The 18,424-nt window shown below is 33.9% G+C and carries 23 protein-coding genes; 11 read left to right on the forward strand and 12 right to left on the reverse strand.

Features of this window, described 5'->3' with window-relative positions:
* Window positions 1-67: 67 nt before the first annotated feature.
* A complete protein-coding gene (locus BD31_RS04750) occupies window positions 68-442 on the reverse strand; it encodes a hypothetical protein (protein WP_008299365.1) in 375 nt (124 codons plus the stop codon).
* Between the two features lie 84 nt (window positions 443-526).
* Here BD31_RS04750 and BD31_RS04755 point away from each other — a divergent pair, with 84 nt between their 5' ends.
* A complete protein-coding gene (locus BD31_RS04755) occupies window positions 527-1,159 on the forward strand; it encodes a VTT domain-containing protein (protein ID WP_008299427.1) in 633 nt (210 codons plus the stop codon).
* Here the strand turns inward: BD31_RS04755 and BD31_RS04760 are convergent.
* From BD31_RS04760 to BD31_RS04775, 4 genes are all read right to left on the reverse strand, one after another.
* Window positions 1,156-1,713, reverse strand: a complete 558-nt coding sequence (locus BD31_RS04760; protein WP_008299217.1) for a DNA-3-methyladenine glycosylase — start codon at window positions 1,711-1,713, stop codon at window positions 1,156-1,158. The two genes, BD31_RS04755 and BD31_RS04760, sit on opposite strands and share 4 nt — an antisense overlap.
* Window positions 1,697-2,284: a uracil-DNA glycosylase gene (locus BD31_RS04765; protein WP_008299323.1), complete on the reverse strand. Its 588-nt coding sequence runs from the start codon at window positions 2,282-2,284 to the stop codon at window positions 1,697-1,699. Before BD31_RS04765 ends, BD31_RS04760 begins: the two co-directional genes overlap by 17 nt.
* A complete protein-coding gene (locus tag BD31_RS04770) occupies window positions 2,285-3,688 on the reverse strand; it encodes a TldD/PmbA family protein (protein WP_008299471.1) in 1,404 nt (467 codons plus the stop codon). It abuts the gene before it with no gap.
* Between the two features lie 248 nt (window positions 3,689-3,936).
* The gene (locus BD31_RS04775; RefSeq protein WP_193353381.1) at window positions 3,937-5,820 is read right to left on the reverse strand and encodes a sensor histidine kinase; all 1,884 of its coding nucleotides are present in this window, start codon (window positions 5,818-5,820) and stop codon (window positions 3,937-3,939) included.
* A gap of 61 nt (window positions 5,821-5,881) precedes the next feature.
* On the opposite strand from BD31_RS04775, the gene BD31_RS04780 reads away from it, so the two are divergent.
* From BD31_RS04780 to BD31_RS04790, 3 genes are all read left to right on the forward strand, one after another.
* Window positions 5,882-6,238, forward strand: a complete 357-nt coding sequence (locus BD31_RS04780; RefSeq protein WP_008299451.1) for a hypothetical protein — start codon at window positions 5,882-5,884, stop codon at window positions 6,236-6,238.
* A 39-nt stretch (window positions 6,239-6,277) separates the two neighbouring features.
* Window positions 6,278-6,646 (forward strand): response regulator, encoded by a 369-nt coding sequence (locus BD31_RS04785; RefSeq protein ID WP_008299384.1) that lies wholly within the window; start codon window positions 6,278-6,280, stop codon window positions 6,644-6,646.
* 75 nt (window positions 6,647-6,721) lie between these two features.
* Window positions 6,722-8,542 (forward strand): PINc/VapC family ATPase, encoded by a 1,821-nt coding sequence (locus BD31_RS04790; protein WP_008299500.1) that lies wholly within the window; start codon window positions 6,722-6,724, stop codon window positions 8,540-8,542.
* On the opposite strand, the gene BD31_RS04795 is transcribed toward BD31_RS04790, so the two are convergent.
* Window positions 8,529-8,993 carry a metal-dependent transcriptional regulator gene (locus tag BD31_RS04795; RefSeq protein ID WP_008299297.1) on the reverse strand — a complete coding sequence of 155 codons (465 nt, stop codon included), beginning with the start codon at window positions 8,991-8,993 and terminating at the stop codon, window positions 8,529-8,531. The two genes, BD31_RS04790 and BD31_RS04795, sit on opposite strands and share 14 nt — an antisense overlap.
* Before the next feature lie 131 nt (window positions 8,994-9,124).
* On the opposite strand from BD31_RS04795, the gene BD31_RS04800 reads away from it, so the two are divergent.
* The 5 genes from BD31_RS04800 (at window position 9,125) to BD31_RS04820 (ending at window position 11,892) form a co-directional block, all read left to right on the forward strand.
* Complete coding sequence (locus BD31_RS04800) at window positions 9,125-9,475, forward strand: hypothetical protein (RefSeq protein ID WP_008299468.1); 351 nt, start codon at window positions 9,125-9,127, stop codon at window positions 9,473-9,475.
* A 39-nt stretch (window positions 9,476-9,514) separates the two neighbouring features.
* Window positions 9,515-10,006 (forward strand): DUF192 domain-containing protein, encoded by a 492-nt coding sequence (locus BD31_RS04805; protein WP_008299314.1) that lies wholly within the window; start codon window positions 9,515-9,517, stop codon window positions 10,004-10,006.
* Between the two features lie 41 nt (window positions 10,007-10,047).
* Window positions 10,048-10,683, forward strand: a complete 636-nt coding sequence (locus BD31_RS04810) for a hypothetical protein (RefSeq protein WP_048097471.1) — start codon at window positions 10,048-10,050, stop codon at window positions 10,681-10,683.
* 40 nt (window positions 10,684-10,723) lie between these two features.
* Window positions 10,724-11,497, forward strand: coding sequence for a sulfite exporter TauE/SafE family protein (locus BD31_RS04815; protein WP_008299173.1), 774 nt, complete (start codon window positions 10,724-10,726; stop codon window positions 11,495-11,497).
* 188 nt (window positions 11,498-11,685) lie between these two features.
* On the forward strand, window positions 11,686-11,892 hold the full coding sequence (locus BD31_RS04820) for a hypothetical protein (protein WP_008299337.1): 207 nt from the start codon (window positions 11,686-11,688) through the stop codon (window positions 11,890-11,892).
* A gap of 16 nt (window positions 11,893-11,908) precedes the next feature.
* On the opposite strand, the gene BD31_RS04825 is transcribed toward BD31_RS04820, so the two are convergent.
* Together BD31_RS04825 and BD31_RS04830 are read right to left on the reverse strand one after the other, a co-directional pair.
* The gene (locus BD31_RS04825; RefSeq protein WP_008299141.1) at window positions 11,909-12,361 is read right to left on the reverse strand and encodes a hotdog family protein; all 453 of its coding nucleotides are present in this window, start codon (window positions 12,359-12,361) and stop codon (window positions 11,909-11,911) included.
* A gap of 2 nt (window positions 12,362-12,363) precedes the next feature.
* Window positions 12,364-14,133 carry an SDR family NAD(P)-dependent oxidoreductase gene (locus BD31_RS04830; protein ID WP_008299407.1) on the reverse strand — a complete coding sequence of 590 codons (1,770 nt, stop codon included), beginning with the start codon at window positions 14,131-14,133 and terminating at the stop codon, window positions 12,364-12,366.
* Between the two features lie 96 nt (window positions 14,134-14,229).
* Between BD31_RS04830 and BD31_RS04835 the strand changes: the two genes are divergently transcribed.
* Together BD31_RS04835 and BD31_RS04840 are read left to right on the forward strand one after the other, a co-directional pair.
* Window positions 14,230-14,466, forward strand: coding sequence for a hypothetical protein (locus BD31_RS04835; protein ID WP_008299169.1), 237 nt, complete (start codon window positions 14,230-14,232; stop codon window positions 14,464-14,466).
* 2 nt (window positions 14,467-14,468) lie between these two features.
* Complete coding sequence (locus tag BD31_RS04840; RefSeq protein WP_008299484.1) at window positions 14,469-14,846, forward strand: hypothetical protein; 378 nt, start codon at window positions 14,469-14,471, stop codon at window positions 14,844-14,846.
* On the opposite strand, the gene endA is transcribed toward BD31_RS04840, so the two are convergent.
* The 4 genes from endA to BD31_RS04860 form a co-directional block, all read right to left on the reverse strand.
* A complete protein-coding gene (gene endA / locus BD31_RS04845) occupies window positions 14,843-15,379 on the reverse strand; it encodes a tRNA-intron lyase (protein ID WP_008299511.1) in 537 nt (178 codons plus the stop codon). The genes BD31_RS04840 and endA overlap by 4 nt on opposite strands.
* A gap of 96 nt (window positions 15,380-15,475) precedes the next feature.
* On the reverse strand, window positions 15,476-16,129 hold the full coding sequence (locus BD31_RS04850; RefSeq protein ID WP_008299300.1) for a DUF47 domain-containing protein: 654 nt from the start codon (window positions 16,127-16,129) through the stop codon (window positions 15,476-15,478).
* Window positions 16,130-16,196: 67 nt separating this feature from the next.
* Window positions 16,197-17,963 (reverse strand): ATP-dependent DNA ligase, encoded by a 1,767-nt coding sequence (locus BD31_RS04855; protein ID WP_008299283.1) that lies wholly within the window; start codon window positions 17,961-17,963, stop codon window positions 16,197-16,199.
* Between the two features lie 37 nt (window positions 17,964-18,000).
* On the reverse strand, window positions 18,001-18,411 hold the full coding sequence (locus BD31_RS04860) for a hypothetical protein (protein ID WP_008299519.1): 411 nt from the start codon (window positions 18,409-18,411) through the stop codon (window positions 18,001-18,003).
* Between the last annotated feature and the right edge of the window lie 13 nt (window positions 18,412-18,424).

Consider the following 18,424-nt stretch of genomic DNA (forward strand, 5'->3'; position numbering starts at 1 on the left):
TGTGTTTTAGTCCATCTGTCATGGATAATGAATCCAAATCGATTTCACAATCAGGACATTTCACGTCTTAAGAGAATTTTTTTACAATTGGCAAGCATGAATCAATAATTCTCAGCATCTCTGATCTGATTACTTTTTTGTCAATTGATACCCAAACTCGAGACTTCTCAATTGCAAATGATATGGTCTGAACTTTCTTTCTTTCCTCCCATACAAATTCAATCTCTCCAAGATTCTTGTCAAAGAATCCTTCAAGATCTGTCTTCATTGCAATGTGTGAGAATTGATACTGTGTGTTTTTCTCATCTAAAAGTGGAATCAAATCTACCCTTCTTCTATATGCTAATAACTCCCCACTCTCACCAATCACGCCTACAAATCTGATATAAGGGCTAATTCCAATGATTGCATTACAGATATCTTCAGAGTCTTTCCTTTCCATTTGCTAAAGATGTGAAATGAATGTTATTTTAATGATTTCTCGGTTCTAGTTTTAATTAAATACTGCCTGCAAACAGTCTGATTTGTGGATTTTGTTGACCTGTTTCCATTTGCACCGGAAGTAGGTTATCTTAGTTTGTCACTTGTAAATTTTTTTGGTTCACTGATACCTTTTGTTCCATTACCTGGTTTTCTGCTTTTAGCAACAATGTCCGTTGGTGATACATTTGATCTTCACATCTTGGCATTGTCCTCAGCTATTACTGCCACTGTTGCAAAACAAATTATTTTCTATGTTAGCTATGGGGGGCGAAAAATAATCAATGAAAAGACTAGAAAGCGAATGCGCCCCTTTGAAAGACTAGTTAAAAGATATGGTGCAGCAGCTGCATTCTTTGCTGCAGCAACTCCGATTCCTGATGATTTGGTGTATGTCCCACTTGGTTTGGCAAAGTATAACCCTAAAAGATTTTTTATTGCGACACTAACTGGAAAAATTGTTCTAAGTTACGTGATAGTTTTGATTTCTCACTATTTGGGATTGTCATTAGTTGAGCCATTTCTTGAAAATATTGATGATGCAACTCCTGTTTACATTGGAATAGCTATCTTTGGAGTCATGATGACTGCTGCAGTTGTATTGTTATTGAGATTGGATTGGGCAAGAATCCTTGGAAGGTTTGCACCATGGACTCTAGATGAGAATCAAGAGGACTAAATTTTTATTTTAAAATTCCACAACTTGTCAGTTGCCTCTTTAATTCCTATTCTTGGTGATGCTGTGATCTTTTTTGGCTTTATTCCTTCTGTGATGTATAGTGTCGATTTTTTTGTCAAATCCAAACCATAGTGTTCTTTTGTAATTTGCATGGCTTGTGCTAGCTTTGCAGGGCCATTTGTAAGATTTTGTAATTTTACATCCCTCCTGTTTTTTATCATCTCCTCAATCCCTTTTTCAGGTTCTATTGCACGAATAAGCACTGCACCTGCAGCAGTTTTTGAATTCCTTGCTACAACATTAAAACAATAATGCATCCCATATGTGAAATATACGTATGCAACACCTACCTCCCCAAACATTACCTTGTTCCTATCCGTAATTTTTCTAAATGCATGACTTGCAGGATCATCTGTATGTCTGTAGGCTTCCGTCTCTGTAATAATTCCTGATATTGTATTGTTTCCTATTTTTCTGATGATTCTTTTTCCTAGTATGTTTTTTGCAACCGTAACTGTATCACATAAATAAAATTCTCTAGGAAGAATACTCAATGTCTATTTGTATCTCTTTATTGTTTTTTAACTCTCTGATTACATCAAACAACTTTTTGATATCATTGTTTAGTACTGTTATTAATTCTTGATTGTAAATTGTAGCTGCTGGATGAACTGTTAAAAAATACAATTGGTTGTCTTTTCTTACAATTTTCCCACGGAATTTTGTGATTTCAGAGCCACCTAGTATTGAATTAAATGCCGTATTGCCCAAGATGCATATTATTTTTGGTTTGATTATGGAAATTTCTTGCTTGATGTACTCTTTGCATGTATCTCTTTCAATTGAGTTTGGAACTCTGTTGTTTGGCGGTCGGCATTTTACAATGTTTGTGATGTATACATCATCTCTTGACACTCCTGCTTCTTCAAGTGCAGCTGAGAGTTTCTTTCCTGCCACTCCTACAAATGGCTCTCCGTTTTTATCTTCATTTCTTCCTGGTGCCTCTCCTACAAAAATTACATTCGATTGAAAATTACCTTTTCCTGGTACGGAGTTTGTTCTTGTGTTACAAAGATCGCACTTTGTACAATTGATGACATTTTCTCTGATTGTTTCTAGGTTCATTTAGTTTACACTCTTTACTGTAGCAGTTCCACGTATGGTTGGGCCACCATTGCCCATTATCATTGATTGCATAGGATCTCCTTTACCGCAATTGGTAATTGGTCTTACTGTAAAGTCATCTCCACAAGCATCAATTGATTCAAAGAAATCAGGTGCAGTACCTAATACAATTACGTCTCTTAGCAAGTCTGTTATCTCACCATTTTCGATTTTTTGTGCGTATTGGCATGATATGCTCCAATTGTATCTCTTCATATCAATTGATGGAATTTTCATGTTTGAGATATAGTAGCCATTTTTTACCTCTTTTACTATCTCGTCTACTTTCCAATCTCCCTTTTCTATGCATGTGCATGCCATGCGAATCAATGGCATGAATCTATAGTTTGTAGCCCTCATGTTACCTGTAGGTGCACTATCAAACGTTACAGCTGTCTCTCTGTTTTGCATATGGTTTTTCAAAACTCCATTTTCTACAAGAGTTGTTTTTTTGGTTTCAACCCCCTCATCATCAAAATAATACCATCCTAAACTTTCTTTGATGGTAGGATCATCAAAGACATTTAAGTTCTCAGAACCTATTTTTTGATTTATCTTTCCTTTCCACCATGCCCCTCCTGCCCATGCCATTTCTTTACCAAGAACTCTATCAGCTTCTGATGGATGGCCTAATATTTCATGTGTCAACAATGATACAAAGTCTGGATTCATCACCACTGTTGCTTTTTCTTCTTTTGTATGTTTTGCATCTAATAGTTGTGATGCCTTTAGTGCAATTTCCTGTGCACTGTAATGACTGTTTATGATTTGTTCTAACCCCCCTCTTCCTCCCTCTGTGATGTTTATTGATTGTGTTAATCCTGATTCATGTGCTGTTGCTACCATGTCTATAATTACATCTGTAAATATCTGTGTGATTTCTGAACCCTCGCTGTTTGCAAAGTATTTTGAATTGTTTGTGTACCATGGACTTACAATTGATTTGATTATTTTTGATGTGTTTGTAATGATCTTATTGCATTCCATTCCAATTTTTATTAACTCTTCTAAATCTGGTTTTTTTAAAACTGGGAAATCTATTTTTGTTTTATTTACTACGTTTGGATAAAGATTGTTTTTATTTTTGGTACCATGTCCTGCATTTTTCATTGCAGCATCTATTGCCTCTTTAATTTGCTCAAATGACTCTGGGTCAGTTATAGAACAAAATCCCCACACTCCTTTTTTTACTAGTCTGATTCCTATCCCTCTATCGTTGTTTGTTCTGATATGCTCTATCTCTTTATTCTCTATCAATACTGACTTTCGTTCTTGTTGCTCTGCTCTTGCGTCGCAATACTGGGCTCCAGAATCCCTTGCATATCTTATTGCCTTATCTGCTAGGTCCTGTAACTCAACATCCATAATTTGGGTAGTTCTAATATGTCCTAAATCTTGCGCTTTCTAGTGATTTGAAATAGCAGGCATGGTGAAGTAATACTCATCTTCAAAAGCATAGTCTGTTGTGCCTTTTTTTCGCAAAAATTCAAAATAAATTGTACAATTTTTATAAAATTCTTGGTTTTTTACATTAGTTTGTTCCATGAGTAGTTTGTATGAATCTCCATTTTTTAATGAGAGTGAGTGTTTTTAGTTCTGAAAGTTTGTTTTCTTTAAGCAATTCCTAGTGGTGATTTAGTCTCAGAAGGGTTTTTTGGAATTGTAAAGTAAAATGTAGAGCCTTGATTTGGGATACTCTCCATTCCTATCATTCCCAAATGATTCTCCACAATTCCTTTGCATATTGCTAATCCCAGTCCACTTCCACCTTTTTCTCTTGTTAGAGATGCATCTACTTGATAGAATTTTTTGAACAAATCCTTTTGTTTTTCTGGTGCAATTCCTACTCCGTTGTCTTTTACACTAATCTTGACTTCGGCAGGGTGATTCTCTACCGTTACATCAATCTTGCCAGAATCTGATCTTATTGCATTAATACTGTTTTTGATCAGATTTGTAATGACTTGATTAATTCTATCTGAATCATAATCTAACATAATGTCTTCTGAATTCAAGTTGATTTTGATGTTCTTTGATTCAGATTCAGGTTTTATTGTTTCAATTGCTTTCTCTAGAGTTTCTTTGATGTTGTGATTTTCTTTTCGCATTCTTAGTTGTCCTAATTCTAATTTCTGTGCATCAAGTAAATCTGAAATAATTGACAACAATGCCTCAGAACTTGATTTGATAATATTTATTCTCTCTCTTTGTTTATCTGTAAGTTTTCCCAAATGCTCACTAAGTAAAATGTCAGAGTATCCTTGAATTGGTACTAACGGTGTTTTTAATTCGTGAGTAATCATTGCAAGAAATTCGTCTTTTGCAATATCTGTTTTCTTTGCCTCTTGTTCTTTTTCTTTAATTGTGTCAGACATTATGTTGAAATTATTTACTAATTCTCCCACTTCGTCAGTTCCAGAATAATCAATTTTCTCTCCATACACGCCTTCTTTTACTTTGGACAACGCTTTAGTGATTGATTCTAGTGGTGAAAATGACTGCTTAATTATATAGAGTACTAGGAAAAATACTGCGATATCTACTACCAACAATACTTGTATGATCATTTGCTCCTCTGAATTTTGATTAATAATTACATTATTCCAAGAGTCTAACAGATTATCAATGTCCTCAAACAAAATTAATTTCTGTGCATTCATTTCATTTTTTGCAGAATTGTATTCTGGTGATAAAATTGTTCTATCTTCTAGAATTTGGAGTTTTAATCGCATAGATTCCCACAGTGGATCCAATGTTCTAAGTGATTCTGAATTTTCTCTTGGAATGGGTATTAATTCTTCATGTGTCATTCCTACACTCTCTACATCCAAATCCGCAGTTGAAATTTGTAATAATTTTCTAATTCCTATCTCAAATCTGAGATTTTTATCTCTGATCTCTTCCTGTGCATTTTCTCCTTCTCCAATTGACATTAGAAGACTTTGTTCTCCGATTATCTTTGCACATGCTGCTAAATCTTTTGCAATACTTTTATGATCGTTATAATCTCTATCCAATCCTTCTAATTCTTTAACAAGTCTATCTGTAACTAACACTAACTCCTGATTTTTTTGTAACACATAATTCATTGCGTTCGTGGCTTCTGAATCAAACAATGTTGTCTTTTCTGCTTTCAATACACTTGATTTGTAAGACTCCCATGAATCCGAAACTTTATTGTATTTTGATGAAAGCGATAATGGGATTTTTTCAAGTGTTTGATCTTTTATGTTACCACCATTTTTGATAATTGTTAACAATGACTGTGTTTCTTCAATTTGATTCTGAAGGATATCTTTGTCTGCCAAGTTTCCACTTGCAACTGATGTTGCTAACGCTGAAATTGATTCACTTTTCACTTTAATATCTCCTGCATTGATAATGGAATATGATTGAGAAACTGTTGAATTCTGATCTTGATATAACAAGTACAAGTTGAATACTGCTGCAATGATTAGAATGGCAATCAAAATATACGCCTTGCTGACTATTCTCATAATTCCAAGCATTCACCATAGACTATAAAAATAATGGGCAAATTTTGTTAAACTGTATAGCATGTCTGATGAATTTATCAAAATTGCAACAAATGAAATTAATGATGATATTTCTCAAATGGAGCGTATTTTAGAATCTTGCATAAATGATGAAACCATAAAACTAAACGCAGAAAAATTTCAGAAACACACTCACAAAATCAAGGGCTTGGCTCCGATGATGGGAAAAGAAGAACTTGGCAGTATTTCCGCCTTGCTTGATGAAATTTTCAAAAAATTCATTCAAGGAGAACACTTTGATGGAATTTTTGAGGTTTTACTTGCAACCATACCTGCTATGAAAGATTCTGTCATGGATGCTAAATATGATCTCGACTCCATCACAAATCAAGTGAAAAACATCTTGTCAAAACAATGATTATGAATATTTTTTATATGAATCGATAAATGTAATTTTATGGCAGATATCTTGATTGCTGATGATTCTGATGCAATTCGTTTGGTGCTAAAGGATATTTTGTCTATTGGAGAGCATGATGTGGTGGCAGAAGCAATTGATGGTGAAGAAGCTGTTAGTCTATATCAGAAACACAATCCACAAATCCTTTTACTAGATTTGGCAATGCCGAAAAAAGATGGATTTGTTGTTGTAAAAGAAATAATCAAATATGATCCTAAGGCAAAGATAATTTTGATTACTGCAAGTGATGATCAAAAAATAATTAATCAATGTTTAGACAATGGTGCAACCACTTACATTTCAAAACCTTTTGATTTTAACAGTGTCTTAAAATCAATATCTGATATTTTGGTTCAGTCAAGTTGATTATCTATTATAAAGCTAATAATCTAATTTGAGAAAGTAATTTAGGGAATACAATTCCTGAGATTTGTTAGAAGCATGTCAAAAATTGTAGCTGATACTAGTGTTATCATTAATGGTCAACTGGTAATTCAGATTGAATCTGGATCTATTAGAAATTCTGAAATAATTATTCCTCAAGCAGTTTTTGATGAATTACAATCACAAGCCTCTGGGAACAAAAAACAAGGTTTTGTGGGATTGGAGAAAATTCATAAACTCAAAGAATTGTCAGGTAGTCATGGGTTAGTAGTGTCTTTACAAGGTGAACATCCATCCATTGAAGATATCAAACTTGCAAGTAGTGGTAGAATTGATGCTATGATTACTGATTTAGCTAAACAACATAATGCTGTTCTTTACACCTCAGATAATGTGCAACATCTAGTTGCACAAGCTAAAGGGATTGACTCTGTTTTTCTTCAACCTGTAATTAAAACAGAGTCTATGGAATTTTTGAAATTCTTTGATTCAGAAACAATGAGTGTGCATCTAAAAGAAAATCAGTACCCCCTGGCAAAAAAAGGAAAACCTGGCGCATTTTTATTAACTAAACTTAACGATGACATTCTTTCTCGAAGTTATCTTGAGATGATTTCATCCCAAATTCTGGATTTTGCGCGTATCTCTGACTCAAGCACCATTGAGATCTCCAAAGTGGGTGCATCCGTGGTTCAACATCAAGATTATCGAATAGCAATAACTTATCCTCCCTTTTCTGAGTCTTTTGAAATTACAATTGTTCATCCCATTGTAAAATTGTCCATTGATGACTACACTGTTTCCGAAAAATTGATGACACGTTTTTCTGACAGTGCTGAAGGAATTGTAATTTCTGGTGCACCTGGTTCTGGAAAAAGTACACTAGCTTCTGGACTTGCAAATTTTTATCACAATAAGGGAAAAATTGTTAAAACATTTGAATCCCCACGTGACTTGCAAGTAGATCCTGGAATTACTCAGTATAGCAAACTAGATGGAAGTTTTGATAACACTGCTGATATTTTACTACTTGTTAGACCTGACTATACAATTTTTGATGAAGTTAGAAGGAGAGAAGACTTTAGAACTTTTGCTGATTTGAGATTAACCGGTGTTGGAATGGTTGGTGTGGTTCATGCAAATTCACCATTGGATGCAATTCAACGCTTTATTGGAAAAATAGAACTTGGCATCATTCCAAATATTTTAGATACTGTGGTGTTTGTCAAAGATGGAGAAATTAAAAAAGTATATGACTTGGAATTAAAAGTCAAAGTTCCTACTGGGATGACTGAATCTGATTTAGCCAGACCTGTTATTGAAATTAGAAATTTTGAAGACAATGTATTAGAGCATGAAATTTACACTTTTGGGGAAGAAAATGTCATTGTACCAGTTTCAGCAAAAGTTCAAAAATTTGGTATTGAAAAACTTGCTGAAGATAAGATAAAAGAAACTTTCAAACGATATGATCCAAGGGCAGAAGTTGAAATTTTGTCTGATAACAGAGTCAAAGTCATGGTGGATAAACAATGTATGGCATCAATCATTGGAAAGGGAGGCTCAAACATTAATGAAATTGAAAAATATCTTAATGTTCACATTGATGTTGTTGAAAAGAATTCTAAATCTCTGTCTTTGTCATCAAATGACTTACCATTTACTTTTTCAGAATCTAAAACAGCATTACTTCTAACTGTAAATCGTGAATTTACTTCAATGCATGCTGATATTTATGCTGATGGAAAATTTGTGAACTCTGTTAGAATTGGTAAAAAAGGACAAATTAAAATCCCAAAACGTTCTGACACTGCACGAACATTAATGGATCTTTCATCATCTCAAAATGATATTCAAATTTTTCTTAAAGATTTTTAAAATTTTCAATAATCTTTGGATTTGCTTTTAGAAATGTGATGAACTTTCGTAATTGTTTGATTGTTTTTGGATTGAGATGGTGCTCTATTCCCTCAGTGTCTTGATTTGCAGTATCAAATCCAACTCCTAAAATCTCAAAAAATTCTAACAATATCCCATGTTTTTGTCTGATTCCTTGAGCTATGTTTGCACCTTTGATTGTAAGATTTATGCCGTGATATTTCTCATATTCTAAAAATCCATTTTCATCTAACCTTTGAAGCATTTTGGTAACGCTTGGGGCGCTCACATTCATGTACCTTGAAATATCTAATGTAGTTGCATATCCCTTTAACTCTACTAACTCTGAGATGATTTCTAAATAGTCCTCCATTCTTGTACTTGAACGAGTTCTTTCTGATTTGTGAGCTGCTTTGATTGAATCTAGTCTTTTGGAATTTTTGGATTTCATGTAATCTTTGTTTCTAAACTCAATCCTGTATTTGAGTGTCTTTTCTGGTGAGTTAGTTACTCTTTATTGACTGTGGAGTGACAGTTGTTGATCTTTGTTTCTTAACTAATCCTTTCTAAATTGAGATTGGAATGGTTGACCCCTTAAAGGAACGACTCGACAAAATACGAAAATTCTCTGATTCTGCTAAACGCAGAGCAAATTTGTATAGTGAAGTCAATGGAATTCATAATGAACATGCTTCTAGCTCTTTAGGTGCACTTCAGAAAGCGCCCGCACCTGGCAAAAAACTCCAAAAAATTGGATTTTTGATGCTATGGATTCCTGAACCTACTGGCGTTACTTGTGCCATTGGAGGTCCTATGATAGTTGCAGGAAGATATCTTGACAAGAAATACAACGGTTCAACCCTCCATGATATCGGTCATGAAACAAAGAGTACTATTTCTTCCCTCAGTGACTTTAAGAATTCTATAATGTGAACTCCCTTAGTTTTTAAAAGGATTAATACAAATCATGATATGACTACTAGGACTCAAGCATTAGTGCCAATTACAATTGCTGCTGTAATTATTGGTGTAGTGGGATTAATGTCTATTCCAGGTGACAGTAAATTGGAATCAGTTGAATTTCCTAGGGGTACAATTAAGATTGATGACATTCCCATTGAAGTGCAAATTGCAGATTCTGAACCAAGACGTGTTCGTGGATTGATGTTCCAAGATCAATTGCCTTTTGATCAGGGAATGATTTTTGTGTTTGATCAACCTGGTCTTTACTCACTTTGGATGCTTAACATGCAATTCTCGCTTGATATGATTTGGTTTGATGAGAATGGAAAAATAGTCTATATTGAAAAAGACGTGCCTCCCTGTAAATCTGCACTAGAGATTACTACTTGTCAAAGTATAGTTCCTGATAATGAGGCACTTTATGTTCTTGAAGTTACATCTGGATTTATTGATCTTCATAATGTTACCAAAGATTCAATTTTAACTATAATTTCAATTTAAAATTGCAAAGCCTTATCTTGGAATCTTCTTAAATGATTTTTATGAATAAGAAAATTATAATTCTAATTTTGATTCCTGTAATTGTTATCCCTTTGATATTTTCAGTTTATCTGGAATTAATGTCAGAAAAACAATCCCTGCAAACTTTTGAAAATAATTTCATTTATTCAGATACTGAGAAAATTCAGAAAATTCTTGCAACTAAAAATATTTCAATGTCTTCTCCATCTGTAATCACTGATCATACCATTAAACAATACTGCACTTTCTTTGATGATGATGGTGTGCAACAATTTGTGTCTTATTGTGTTACTACTGCCATCTTGGATTCCGAAGGAAAGCCTTTGGGAAATATCAACATGGGTGGCAATCCAATTGAGCCTAGTATGGCGCTTGCTCTAGTTGAGACTGGCTCATCTTTTGATTCTAAATCTGAAGAAATTGGCTTTATTTTTGAAACCATGATTGACACTTTGGTATGTGACTGTTGGGATGAGAAAAAGCCTGGAGGATTTGAATCTGTTTCTGCATGGATTCATACTGCAGAGCAAAAGTATGGTGAATCTTCCCAGTCTACTCTAACATCAAAAATTAATGGGTTGGCCCAAAAACAACTAATTTTGGAGATTACTCCTTCTAACGATTCATATCTTTGGACATTGATTATTCTCAGCTAGTCTAATTATATACGACAAAATTCTTTGATTGACAATTACTATGATTGACCAGTTATGGCTTGTTATTTTGGGGTTTGCAGCTGGAGTTCTGGGCTCTATGATTGGACTAGGCGGTGGCATAATCATAGTTCCAATATTGACTTTTCTAGGATTTCCTCCTACTGCTGCAGCAAGTAACAGTCTTTTTGGTGCGTTAAGTAATGCAATTGCATCTACAATCTCATATTCCAAACAAAAAAGAATTGTTTATTCATTAGGTCTAAAGCTTGGATTGCTTTCAGTTCCTGGAACTATCATGGGAGCATTCCTCTCCACTGATGTAACTCCTGATATTTTTAAAATCTTATTTGGATTTGTATTGATTGCATCTGCCGTTTACATCTTTGTTCGAAAAAAAATTGACAGCGCTGAAAAAACTTTCTCAACACAAATGATGATTTTTGCCGTAGGCGCTAGCTTCTTTGCGGGATTGATCTCTGCATTTTTTGGAATTGGCGGTGGCATAGTCTTTGTTCCTTTAATGGTTGTTGGAATGGGAATGGGAATGAAAAAAGCCGCTCCTACATCCCAATTGATATTACTGTTTTCATCATTATCAGGAGTAATCACTCACAGTTTATTGGGACATCCTGATTTTATGCAGGCAGGACTTTTAGCCATTGGTTCTTTTATTGGAGGATTGATTGGTGCGAGATTATCTTTAGATGTAAAAGAACGCTATTTGCAAATTATCGTGTCAGTTGTAATTTTAATTGCTGCTGGTAAATTATTTGTAGATTCTTTAACTGGAAATCTGAATTTGTTTGGATTTTAGCCTTAGAATTTTTTTTGTGTTTTTATACTGATTTTCTAATACATGTTGTTCATTAGATCTTTGGATCTAAAATCTGGTGAGACTATTTGGCTCTGGTATTTTTGTTTTAAATTTTTTAATTTAATGACTATTCTCATCAAATGATAATGGAAGTCATGATATTATATGAAACTTAACATGTATTATTATTGAATAAAAAAATTCTGATAGGAATTGCAATTGTGATAATTGTCACTGCAGTTGGAATAGCTGGTGCCAAATCCATGCTTGGAGATGATGCTACCGAACTTCCCTTTGAAGAAGAAGCTGAAAAAACACTTGATCTTCAGGAAGGTGATGAATCATCTGAAATTGGTGAATCTGAAGAAGACGAATACCGAGAAAACAATCCATAGTTTCACTTTTTATTGTTTATCTTGGAGGTTCTTTTTTAATTCTATAGATGTTTTTTTTGGAAAGAACTATTGTCTCTCCTTCTTGGTTTGTTCCTTCATAATCTATTCCAATTTTTCCAAATTCTTCATCAATGTCTTCTTTTGAGGATACACTGAATTTTAATTTCAACACTTGATCTGTATAGAATGGTTTTAGAAATCGTGTGTTTCTGTTTTCCCATCCTGAATCCCCATCAGTTCCAAGAAAAATTATGTGATTTCCATAAATTTGGCTCAGTCTTGTAAACTCTCCTTCCATCCTTGATAATATTGCTCTTCCTGAAACTAATTGTTGGTCTCCCTTTGATTTGTTTTCCAGAAATGCGTTTCTTACTCTAGAGAAGTTGAGATATTCTTCTAATTCTTTTTTTGATATGCTACATGTTGAATAAAATGAGTCCCCTACTCTGAATTCTGAAAATTTCTTCATTACTATCTTACTTCATCAACACAGAAAGTAACTTCAGATGATGATGCAGAATTATCTGAGACGAGGAAATTAAATGCGTCTGCAATTCTTTGGTTGTTTGGTTCTGTTCCTGTCACTGAACCTGGGAAAATTGTGAATATTCTAATTTTTGAACTTAACACATCACTTAATTCTTGATTGACTGTTGTTGTAAATGGTCTTAGCGCTCCTCTGAACACTTCTACTTGAGCTCTTTGAGTGCCTGTTACTTTTTTACCTATTGGCAAGTCTGGACCAATAATCATTATTGCACCTTTGACATCTTTGTAAAGGCGAGGATCATTACTTCCTCCTGGAACAAACTGTTCTAGAGTTCTTTGTGCAACTGTAGCTGGTGTTGAGATGAATTTATCGGTTAGTTCTTCCCATTTTGCTCTTGATAATTCTGTTAATTTTGATATTTCTGGTAATTTTCCTGTAATGTGAATAACTCCAAGAATTTCTCCAATGTTTGTCTTTGCAGTGTTTAACCATTTTGCTACCTCATCTGGATTTTTGATATCTACTACATGCGAGTGGAATTTTCCACTAATGTATTCTTGAAGTTCAGTTGGTGTGGACTGTGAGATAAAACATGCAACCTTTCCACCATTCTTTTCTATGTGTTGCGCTAAAAATTCTACTCTTTGGGCATCTGTTTTGTCTGTGGCATCAATTGTGAATACCACTGTTTTGCCTGTAAAATCTGGTTGATGAACTCCAGGTGTCGTGGTCCCAATATGTGGTTTTACTGGATAAAATACTCTGTCTCCTGGAATTACTTTTCCATTTAGAATTTTTGCTATCTCATCATCACATAAATTCAAAACTGATTCTGCAACTTGTCCTTGTGACAGAAACTCTCGATTTGCAATCATATGAGATGTATTGTTTTGTACTTTTTCTGCAATACTCTGAATTTTATTTAATAAATTTGTAAATGTCTCAGTAAGTTTGGATATGTCTTTTCCATTTGCTAATTTTTGTGCAGCTTTGGAAATCCCCTCTTTGACAGTATTTTCATCTTCCCCTAATAATGGGAGTAATTCTCTGTTTGCAGCATCTACTTCTGTTGGAACTAAATCTTCAAATCCACTAACTCTCATAAACTCTGCAGCAGCTTTTGGATAAACTGTCTTGTAAATTCTATCTGAGTGAACCGGACCTGGATTTGTTGCAATGGATATGATTCCTTTATCTGTTAATTCCCATGACATTAATTCTGCCAATCTGTTCTTTGCTCCTTGTGCTGCGGTGTATGGGCTTCTGAATCTGTATGGTCTTTGTTCTAATGGACGCTCTTCTGTAAAGAATGTTGAAATTGTAATTATTTTCCCCTCTTCTTTCATTACTTTTAATGCTTGAACTGAACCCCAAAAAGTACCTGTTAAGTGAATCCCAATTGTACTTTTGAATTCTTCTAGCGATGCATTTGCAAAACACGTAACAGGACCAGAAACTCCTGCATTATTGATAATGTAATCTACAGTTACATTTTCTGTTTTTAATGTATCAAACATGTTGTTCATTGCTGTTTCGTCAGCAACATCGACACCTGCAAAAATTCTAACTGATGAATTTACACCTTGAGGAATGCTTGCTTTGAGTTCTTTTGCCGCTTCTTCTAACGGTTCTTTTCTTCTTCCAAGAATGATTACGCTTGCTCCTTCCTCGATGAATTTTGTAGCAATGGCTTTACCTATTCCTGTTCCGCTTCCTGTAATCAGGGCAATTTTATTTTGGAATTTTAGCATCAGATACTGTGTCAAAAGTTTTGTGATATTTAATTCGATTGATCTCTGCTGTTTTTTCTTGATATCTTTATTTGTGGGTATGACTCACGATTTTTAATGCATGATACTGAATCCGATACATTTGTCTATCAAACATGGCCTGAGAAATTTAGTGGGATGTTAAAGAAGATCGGCATTGATTCTGAATCTAAGGAAATAGGAACTGACAATGTCGAAAAAAATGATTACTATAGTAGATATTTTGCTCAAACTCCTAGAATGATAACTAATAGGGGATGTCTTGATGTCAAAAATTCCAATATTGACGTGATACAAATTATTCAAAAGGGGTAAAAATGCAAGATCCAAATCCACTTCCATGGGGCGCTTTAGATAGATTTCAAGCACATTTCATTGTTAGAAAAGATGCTGGTGCATCTGTGAAGAATTATGTTGCAAGAACAATTCTTACTACCAAAGGACACTTTGGCAACAAATCTGTTGTTAAAGTACACTGGGATGGACCTGGAAGCTTAGCTTCAAAATTAAATTCTGATACTGAACTCAATGATATGATTGCAAAACAATCCCTCAAAGATGCAACAATCTATGTTGAACCTACTGATGGGGCTGTCCGAATACGAGGAAAATGGGATAATCACATTGCATTTGGTATTACTAAAGAACTCTTTGAGATCTATGACCGAATCGCAGGCCACATAAAATCAGTCTAAGCTTTCCACCAGTCTAGTGCAAGAAAATCTACTTTGTCTTTGCCTTTAGGAATTGCTAAAATGAATTGCTTTCTTACTGTAGTTGCAAGTCGTCCTGCAAGAACAATTCCTGTTGATGTAATTGATTCACTTCGGTTATACACTTGAATCAAAAATGGTGCATGATCAATTCCTGGCCCCTTTTCATACACTGCAAAGTCGCACCCAAATTTTATTCCTGGATTTATGATGTATCCTTTATCTCTAAAATTTTTGTAAACTAAATATTTTTTATCAAATTCATGAACTTCTTTTTTACAAATTTCAATCATTTCATCTACTGATATTTTTTGGTTTGTTTTGTTGATTGTAATTTTTTTATTCTCTAAAAGATACAACCCTTCTATTAAATCTAAAATTAATGGAACATCTATCTCATCAAGTTTTGGTTTAGGCATGCCGATTGGTTTTCCATAATATCCTTGACTGAAAAGTTTCCGTGAATCTTCAATATTCCATACTATGATTCTATTCTCAATTAATTCACTTTTCATTATTTTTGTGAAATATTATGTGTATATGAATTCTCTAGTTTGGATAGGCTTCTTTTTTATTGATAAAAATAAATTAAAAGTGAAAAATGTGTTTGTTTACAGGCTTAGTGCTAACAATATGAAAGAATCTGAAACTCTTTGACATTTGTCTGACATTTCTTCAATTCCCTCTATTACATCCTTAATCAACAATAATTCTTTTGTGTTTGTTACCTCGTTTAGAAGTTTTATCGTAGTTTCTCTGTATTTGATATCTATTTCTCTTTCAATTGTTTGTGTTTCTTGTGCTAATTCAATTGCGTTGGCTGTATTTGTATTTAGACTTCGAATGATTTCATTTAGTTTGTAGACTTCATCTACTACTAATTCGATCAGTTTTGTGATGTCTTGATCAAGCTTTGCACTTTTGAGTGTAGTTATCTTTACGTTTGAAAGTTTGAATGAAATGCCTGTAATGTATCCTGCAATTTCATCCATGGTGTAAGCTGTGTTTAGAAGATTTTCTCTATTCATGATTAATCCTCCAACATCTGCTACTTCTCTTGTAATTTTTCTTCTTAGATTCTCCACTTCTTCTTCGATGGTTGATATTTGTTCTAATGTGTTCTTGATTCCTGTCTTATCTTTTTTCATCATAAGCTCAGGTAGTGTTGCAAGTTCTCTGGAAGCATTTAGAATTCTGTTGATTTCGTCTTGTAAAACTGCTATAGCCTTTCTTTTTGCTTGAACTTCAAGCTCTCCGCTATACATAACATAAGCCAGAAAAGCTCTAGGTAATTTAAATCCTCTATGATTTTTGGTATTTTTTGAGCACGAATCACATCAAATTTTTGTCATGTGCTACTTTGGTTTGTCCTTTGAATAATGTTATGACTTCTTCATTAGTTGATGCATCTTCAGCTGCTTTTTCAACTCTAATCTTCCCTGTAAATTTTGGAAATCTCAAAGCAAGACCTGTGTCTTTTCTTATTTTATCTCTCGCAGCTTTGTGAATTGGACTTAATGTGATATCTGAAGCTACTACTTCTATTACTAATTCTGGTTCAAACCACACATCTGCTTCCATCTCACTATTTATTCGTGGATTTTTTTTGATTGTAACTTTGGGATGAAGAATTTGAAAAAGTTGATCTAAATCTTCATCTGAAAATCCTGTCCCAACTTTGCAAATACTTGTGAATTCATCATCATCTTCATCATATGTTGCAAGCAAAAGTGTTCCATAGTTTCCAGTTCTTCTACCTTTGCCGAAATATCCTCCTATCACAACAAGATCTAAACTATCTCCTAATTCATTTTGATATTCTCTTTTGAGTTTTAACCAGTGACTTCCTCTTGAACCTGCTTGGTATGGCTTGTCTAGCATTTTTAGCATCAACCCTTCACTTCCTGCATTAATACTATTTTCCATAAACTCTGTGATTTCATTTTCATTTCTAACAATACACATGGGGATGTATTTTACAAATTCATTTTCTGTGATGTTTTTTTCAAGTTTTTCTCTCCTTTCTTTATATCTTAATTCTAAACAACTTCTACCATTATGATACAAAATATCAAAAAAATTCACTGTGATTGGATACTTTGTGACAGCTTTTTCTATCTTGTATTTTCTTCTTCTATGCATTAATTCTTGAAAAGGTAAAAATTCACCGGTGTTTTCATTAATTGCCACTATCTCTGCTTCTAAAATTATATTATCTCCTTGAATGACTTTGGGGATTTTCTCAATAATATCTGGATAATAACTTGAAATATTTTCTAAACTTCTGGAAAACAGCACCACTTTTTCTCCTTCTATGTGTAGTTGAACTCGTTCTCCATCTAACTTGTATTCTGCTGCAAATTCATTTCCCATTTTTTCAATTGCTTCTTTTTCACTCTTTACTCTATCTGCAAGCATTGGTCTAATTGGATTGAACAAAATTATTTCAAATTTTTCTACTCCTTCGAGACCTTTGGTTGCAATAGTTTCTGCAACTTTACCTAGATCACTTGATACATTGTATGCATGCTGTAGAATTTTTCTATTATCTTTGTTCCCTGAGAATGTAATTGCTAATGCATCCATTACTGTGTTTTCGGCAATCCCTAATCTCAAAGTTCCCAACAAAATTTTTAGAATATAACTTGCCTCTAATGGGGTTGCATCGTTTAACAAACTCGATATGTATTTCATCTTCATATCCTGTGAATGAGATCCCTCTAAATTGGCAATTTTGAACAATGTTTCATAAACTCGTTCTATTGTAATGTCTTCTACAAGAAATGTTGTCTGCGTTTTTTGTTCTAATATTGTTGATGCTGCATGACCTAAATCTCCACTTTCTCTGTACTCTTCTTCAATCCGTTTAACTGGTATTCCTGATGACTTTGAAATTGATCTTATTGCAAGTTTTTCAGCAACTCCTAACTCAATTCCTTCAAAGTCTGGTCTTAGTTTCCCTTGCAATAGATAGACAATCTTTGAAATTATATCTTCTGGTGTTTTCTCAAATAATTCTACAAGATATTGTGTTAACTCTAATCTTTTTCTGGTTGACTCCATTTTATAAAATGCATCAGCTAAGATAGAAAATTCCATTCTATTTCTTTACGTAATCCTGAATAAAAGTCTGAATCTAAATATATCTAAAAATTGTTGGTTTGTCTGTTTTTGGAAGATCTGATACTAATGCAAAATTGTATAGTGGATACATCTCCTTGTATTGTTTCATAAAACTCCATGCGACATCATGTGTTTTGAACATTGTTCTGATACCCTCGATCTTACTCTTTTTTCCAAATACATCAAATGGTACTACTGTGTATTCTTTGGGGCGATTATGTGGTCTTGCTTTAAGGAACCAAGCAAGTGCAAAAATGAAAACTGCTCCTAAAATCACATACACTCCTGCAACTTTGAAAAATGTTAGGATAATCCCTGGAATCGTCTGTCCAAATAATATTGCTACAAAAGTTGAAAATGAAATTACTGCTAATGCTGTGAAAATGTACGTTTTCCAATCAAAGATCTTTTGAAATGCATTCATAAGATACAATCTA

The organism is Candidatus Nitrosopumilus salarius BD31, assembly GCF_000242875.2.
Lineage (GTDB): Archaea > Thermoproteota > Nitrososphaeria > Nitrososphaerales > Nitrosopumilaceae > Nitrosopumilus > Nitrosopumilus salarius.

Excerpts from the sequence above, each read along its gene's own strand:
- BD31_RS04795 (WP_008299297.1), bottom strand. The coding sequence starts at position 8,993 with ATGAAATCCAAAAATTCCAAAAGACTAGATTCAATCAAAGCAGCTCAC.
- BD31_RS04765 (WP_008299323.1), bottom strand. The coding sequence starts at position 2,284 with ATGAACCTAGAAACAATCAGAGAAAATGTCATCAATTGTACAAAGTGC.
- BD31_RS04810 (WP_048097471.1), top strand. The coding sequence starts at position 10,048 with ATGAATAAGAAAATTATAATTCTAATTTTGATTCCTGTAATTGTTATC.
- BD31_RS04840 (WP_008299484.1), top strand. The coding sequence starts at position 14,469 with ATGCAAGATCCAAATCCACTTCCATGGGGCGCTTTAGATAGATTTCAA.
- endA (WP_008299511.1), bottom strand. The coding sequence starts at position 15,379 with ATGAAAAGTGAATTAATTGAGAATAGAATCATAGTATGGAATATTGAA.
- BD31_RS04830 (WP_008299407.1), bottom strand. The coding sequence starts at position 14,133 with ATGCTAAAATTCCAAAATAAAATTGCCCTGATTACAGGAAGCGGAACA.
- BD31_RS04825 (WP_008299141.1), bottom strand. The coding sequence starts at position 12,361 with ATGAAGAAATTTTCAGAATTCAGAGTAGGGGACTCATTTTATTCAACA.
- BD31_RS04815 (WP_008299173.1), top strand. The coding sequence starts at position 10,724 with ATGATTGACCAGTTATGGCTTGTTATTTTGGGGTTTGCAGCTGGAGTT.
- BD31_RS04775 (WP_193353381.1), bottom strand. The coding sequence starts at position 5,820 with ATGAGAATAGTCAGCAAGGCGTATATTTTGATTGCCATTCTAATCATT.
- BD31_RS04770 (WP_008299471.1), bottom strand. The coding sequence starts at position 3,688 with ATGGATGTTGAGTTACAGGACCTAGCAGATAAGGCAATAAGATATGCA.
- BD31_RS04850 (WP_008299300.1), bottom strand. The coding sequence starts at position 16,129 with ATGTATAGCGGAGAGCTTGAAGTTCAAGCAAAAAGAAAGGCTATAGCA.
- BD31_RS04785 (WP_008299384.1), top strand. The coding sequence starts at position 6,278 with ATGGCAGATATCTTGATTGCTGATGATTCTGATGCAATTCGTTTGGTG.
- BD31_RS04790 (WP_008299500.1), top strand. The coding sequence starts at position 6,722 with ATGTCAAAAATTGTAGCTGATACTAGTGTTATCATTAATGGTCAACTG.
- BD31_RS04860 (WP_008299519.1), bottom strand. The coding sequence starts at position 18,411 with ATGAATGCATTTCAAAAGATCTTTGATTGGAAAACGTACATTTTCACA.
- BD31_RS04805 (WP_008299314.1), top strand. The coding sequence starts at position 9,515 with ATGACTACTAGGACTCAAGCATTAGTGCCAATTACAATTGCTGCTGTA.
- BD31_RS04750 (WP_008299365.1), bottom strand. The coding sequence starts at position 442 with ATGGAAAGGAAAGACTCTGAAGATATCTGTAATGCAATCATTGGAATT.
- BD31_RS04835 (WP_008299169.1), top strand. The coding sequence starts at position 14,230 with ATGCATGATACTGAATCCGATACATTTGTCTATCAAACATGGCCTGAG.
- BD31_RS04780 (WP_008299451.1), top strand. The coding sequence starts at position 5,882 with ATGTCTGATGAATTTATCAAAATTGCAACAAATGAAATTAATGATGAT.
- BD31_RS04855 (WP_008299283.1), bottom strand. The coding sequence starts at position 17,963 with ATGGAATTTTCTATCTTAGCTGATGCATTTTATAAAATGGAGTCAACC.
- BD31_RS04800 (WP_008299468.1), top strand. The coding sequence starts at position 9,125 with ATGGTTGACCCCTTAAAGGAACGACTCGACAAAATACGAAAATTCTCT.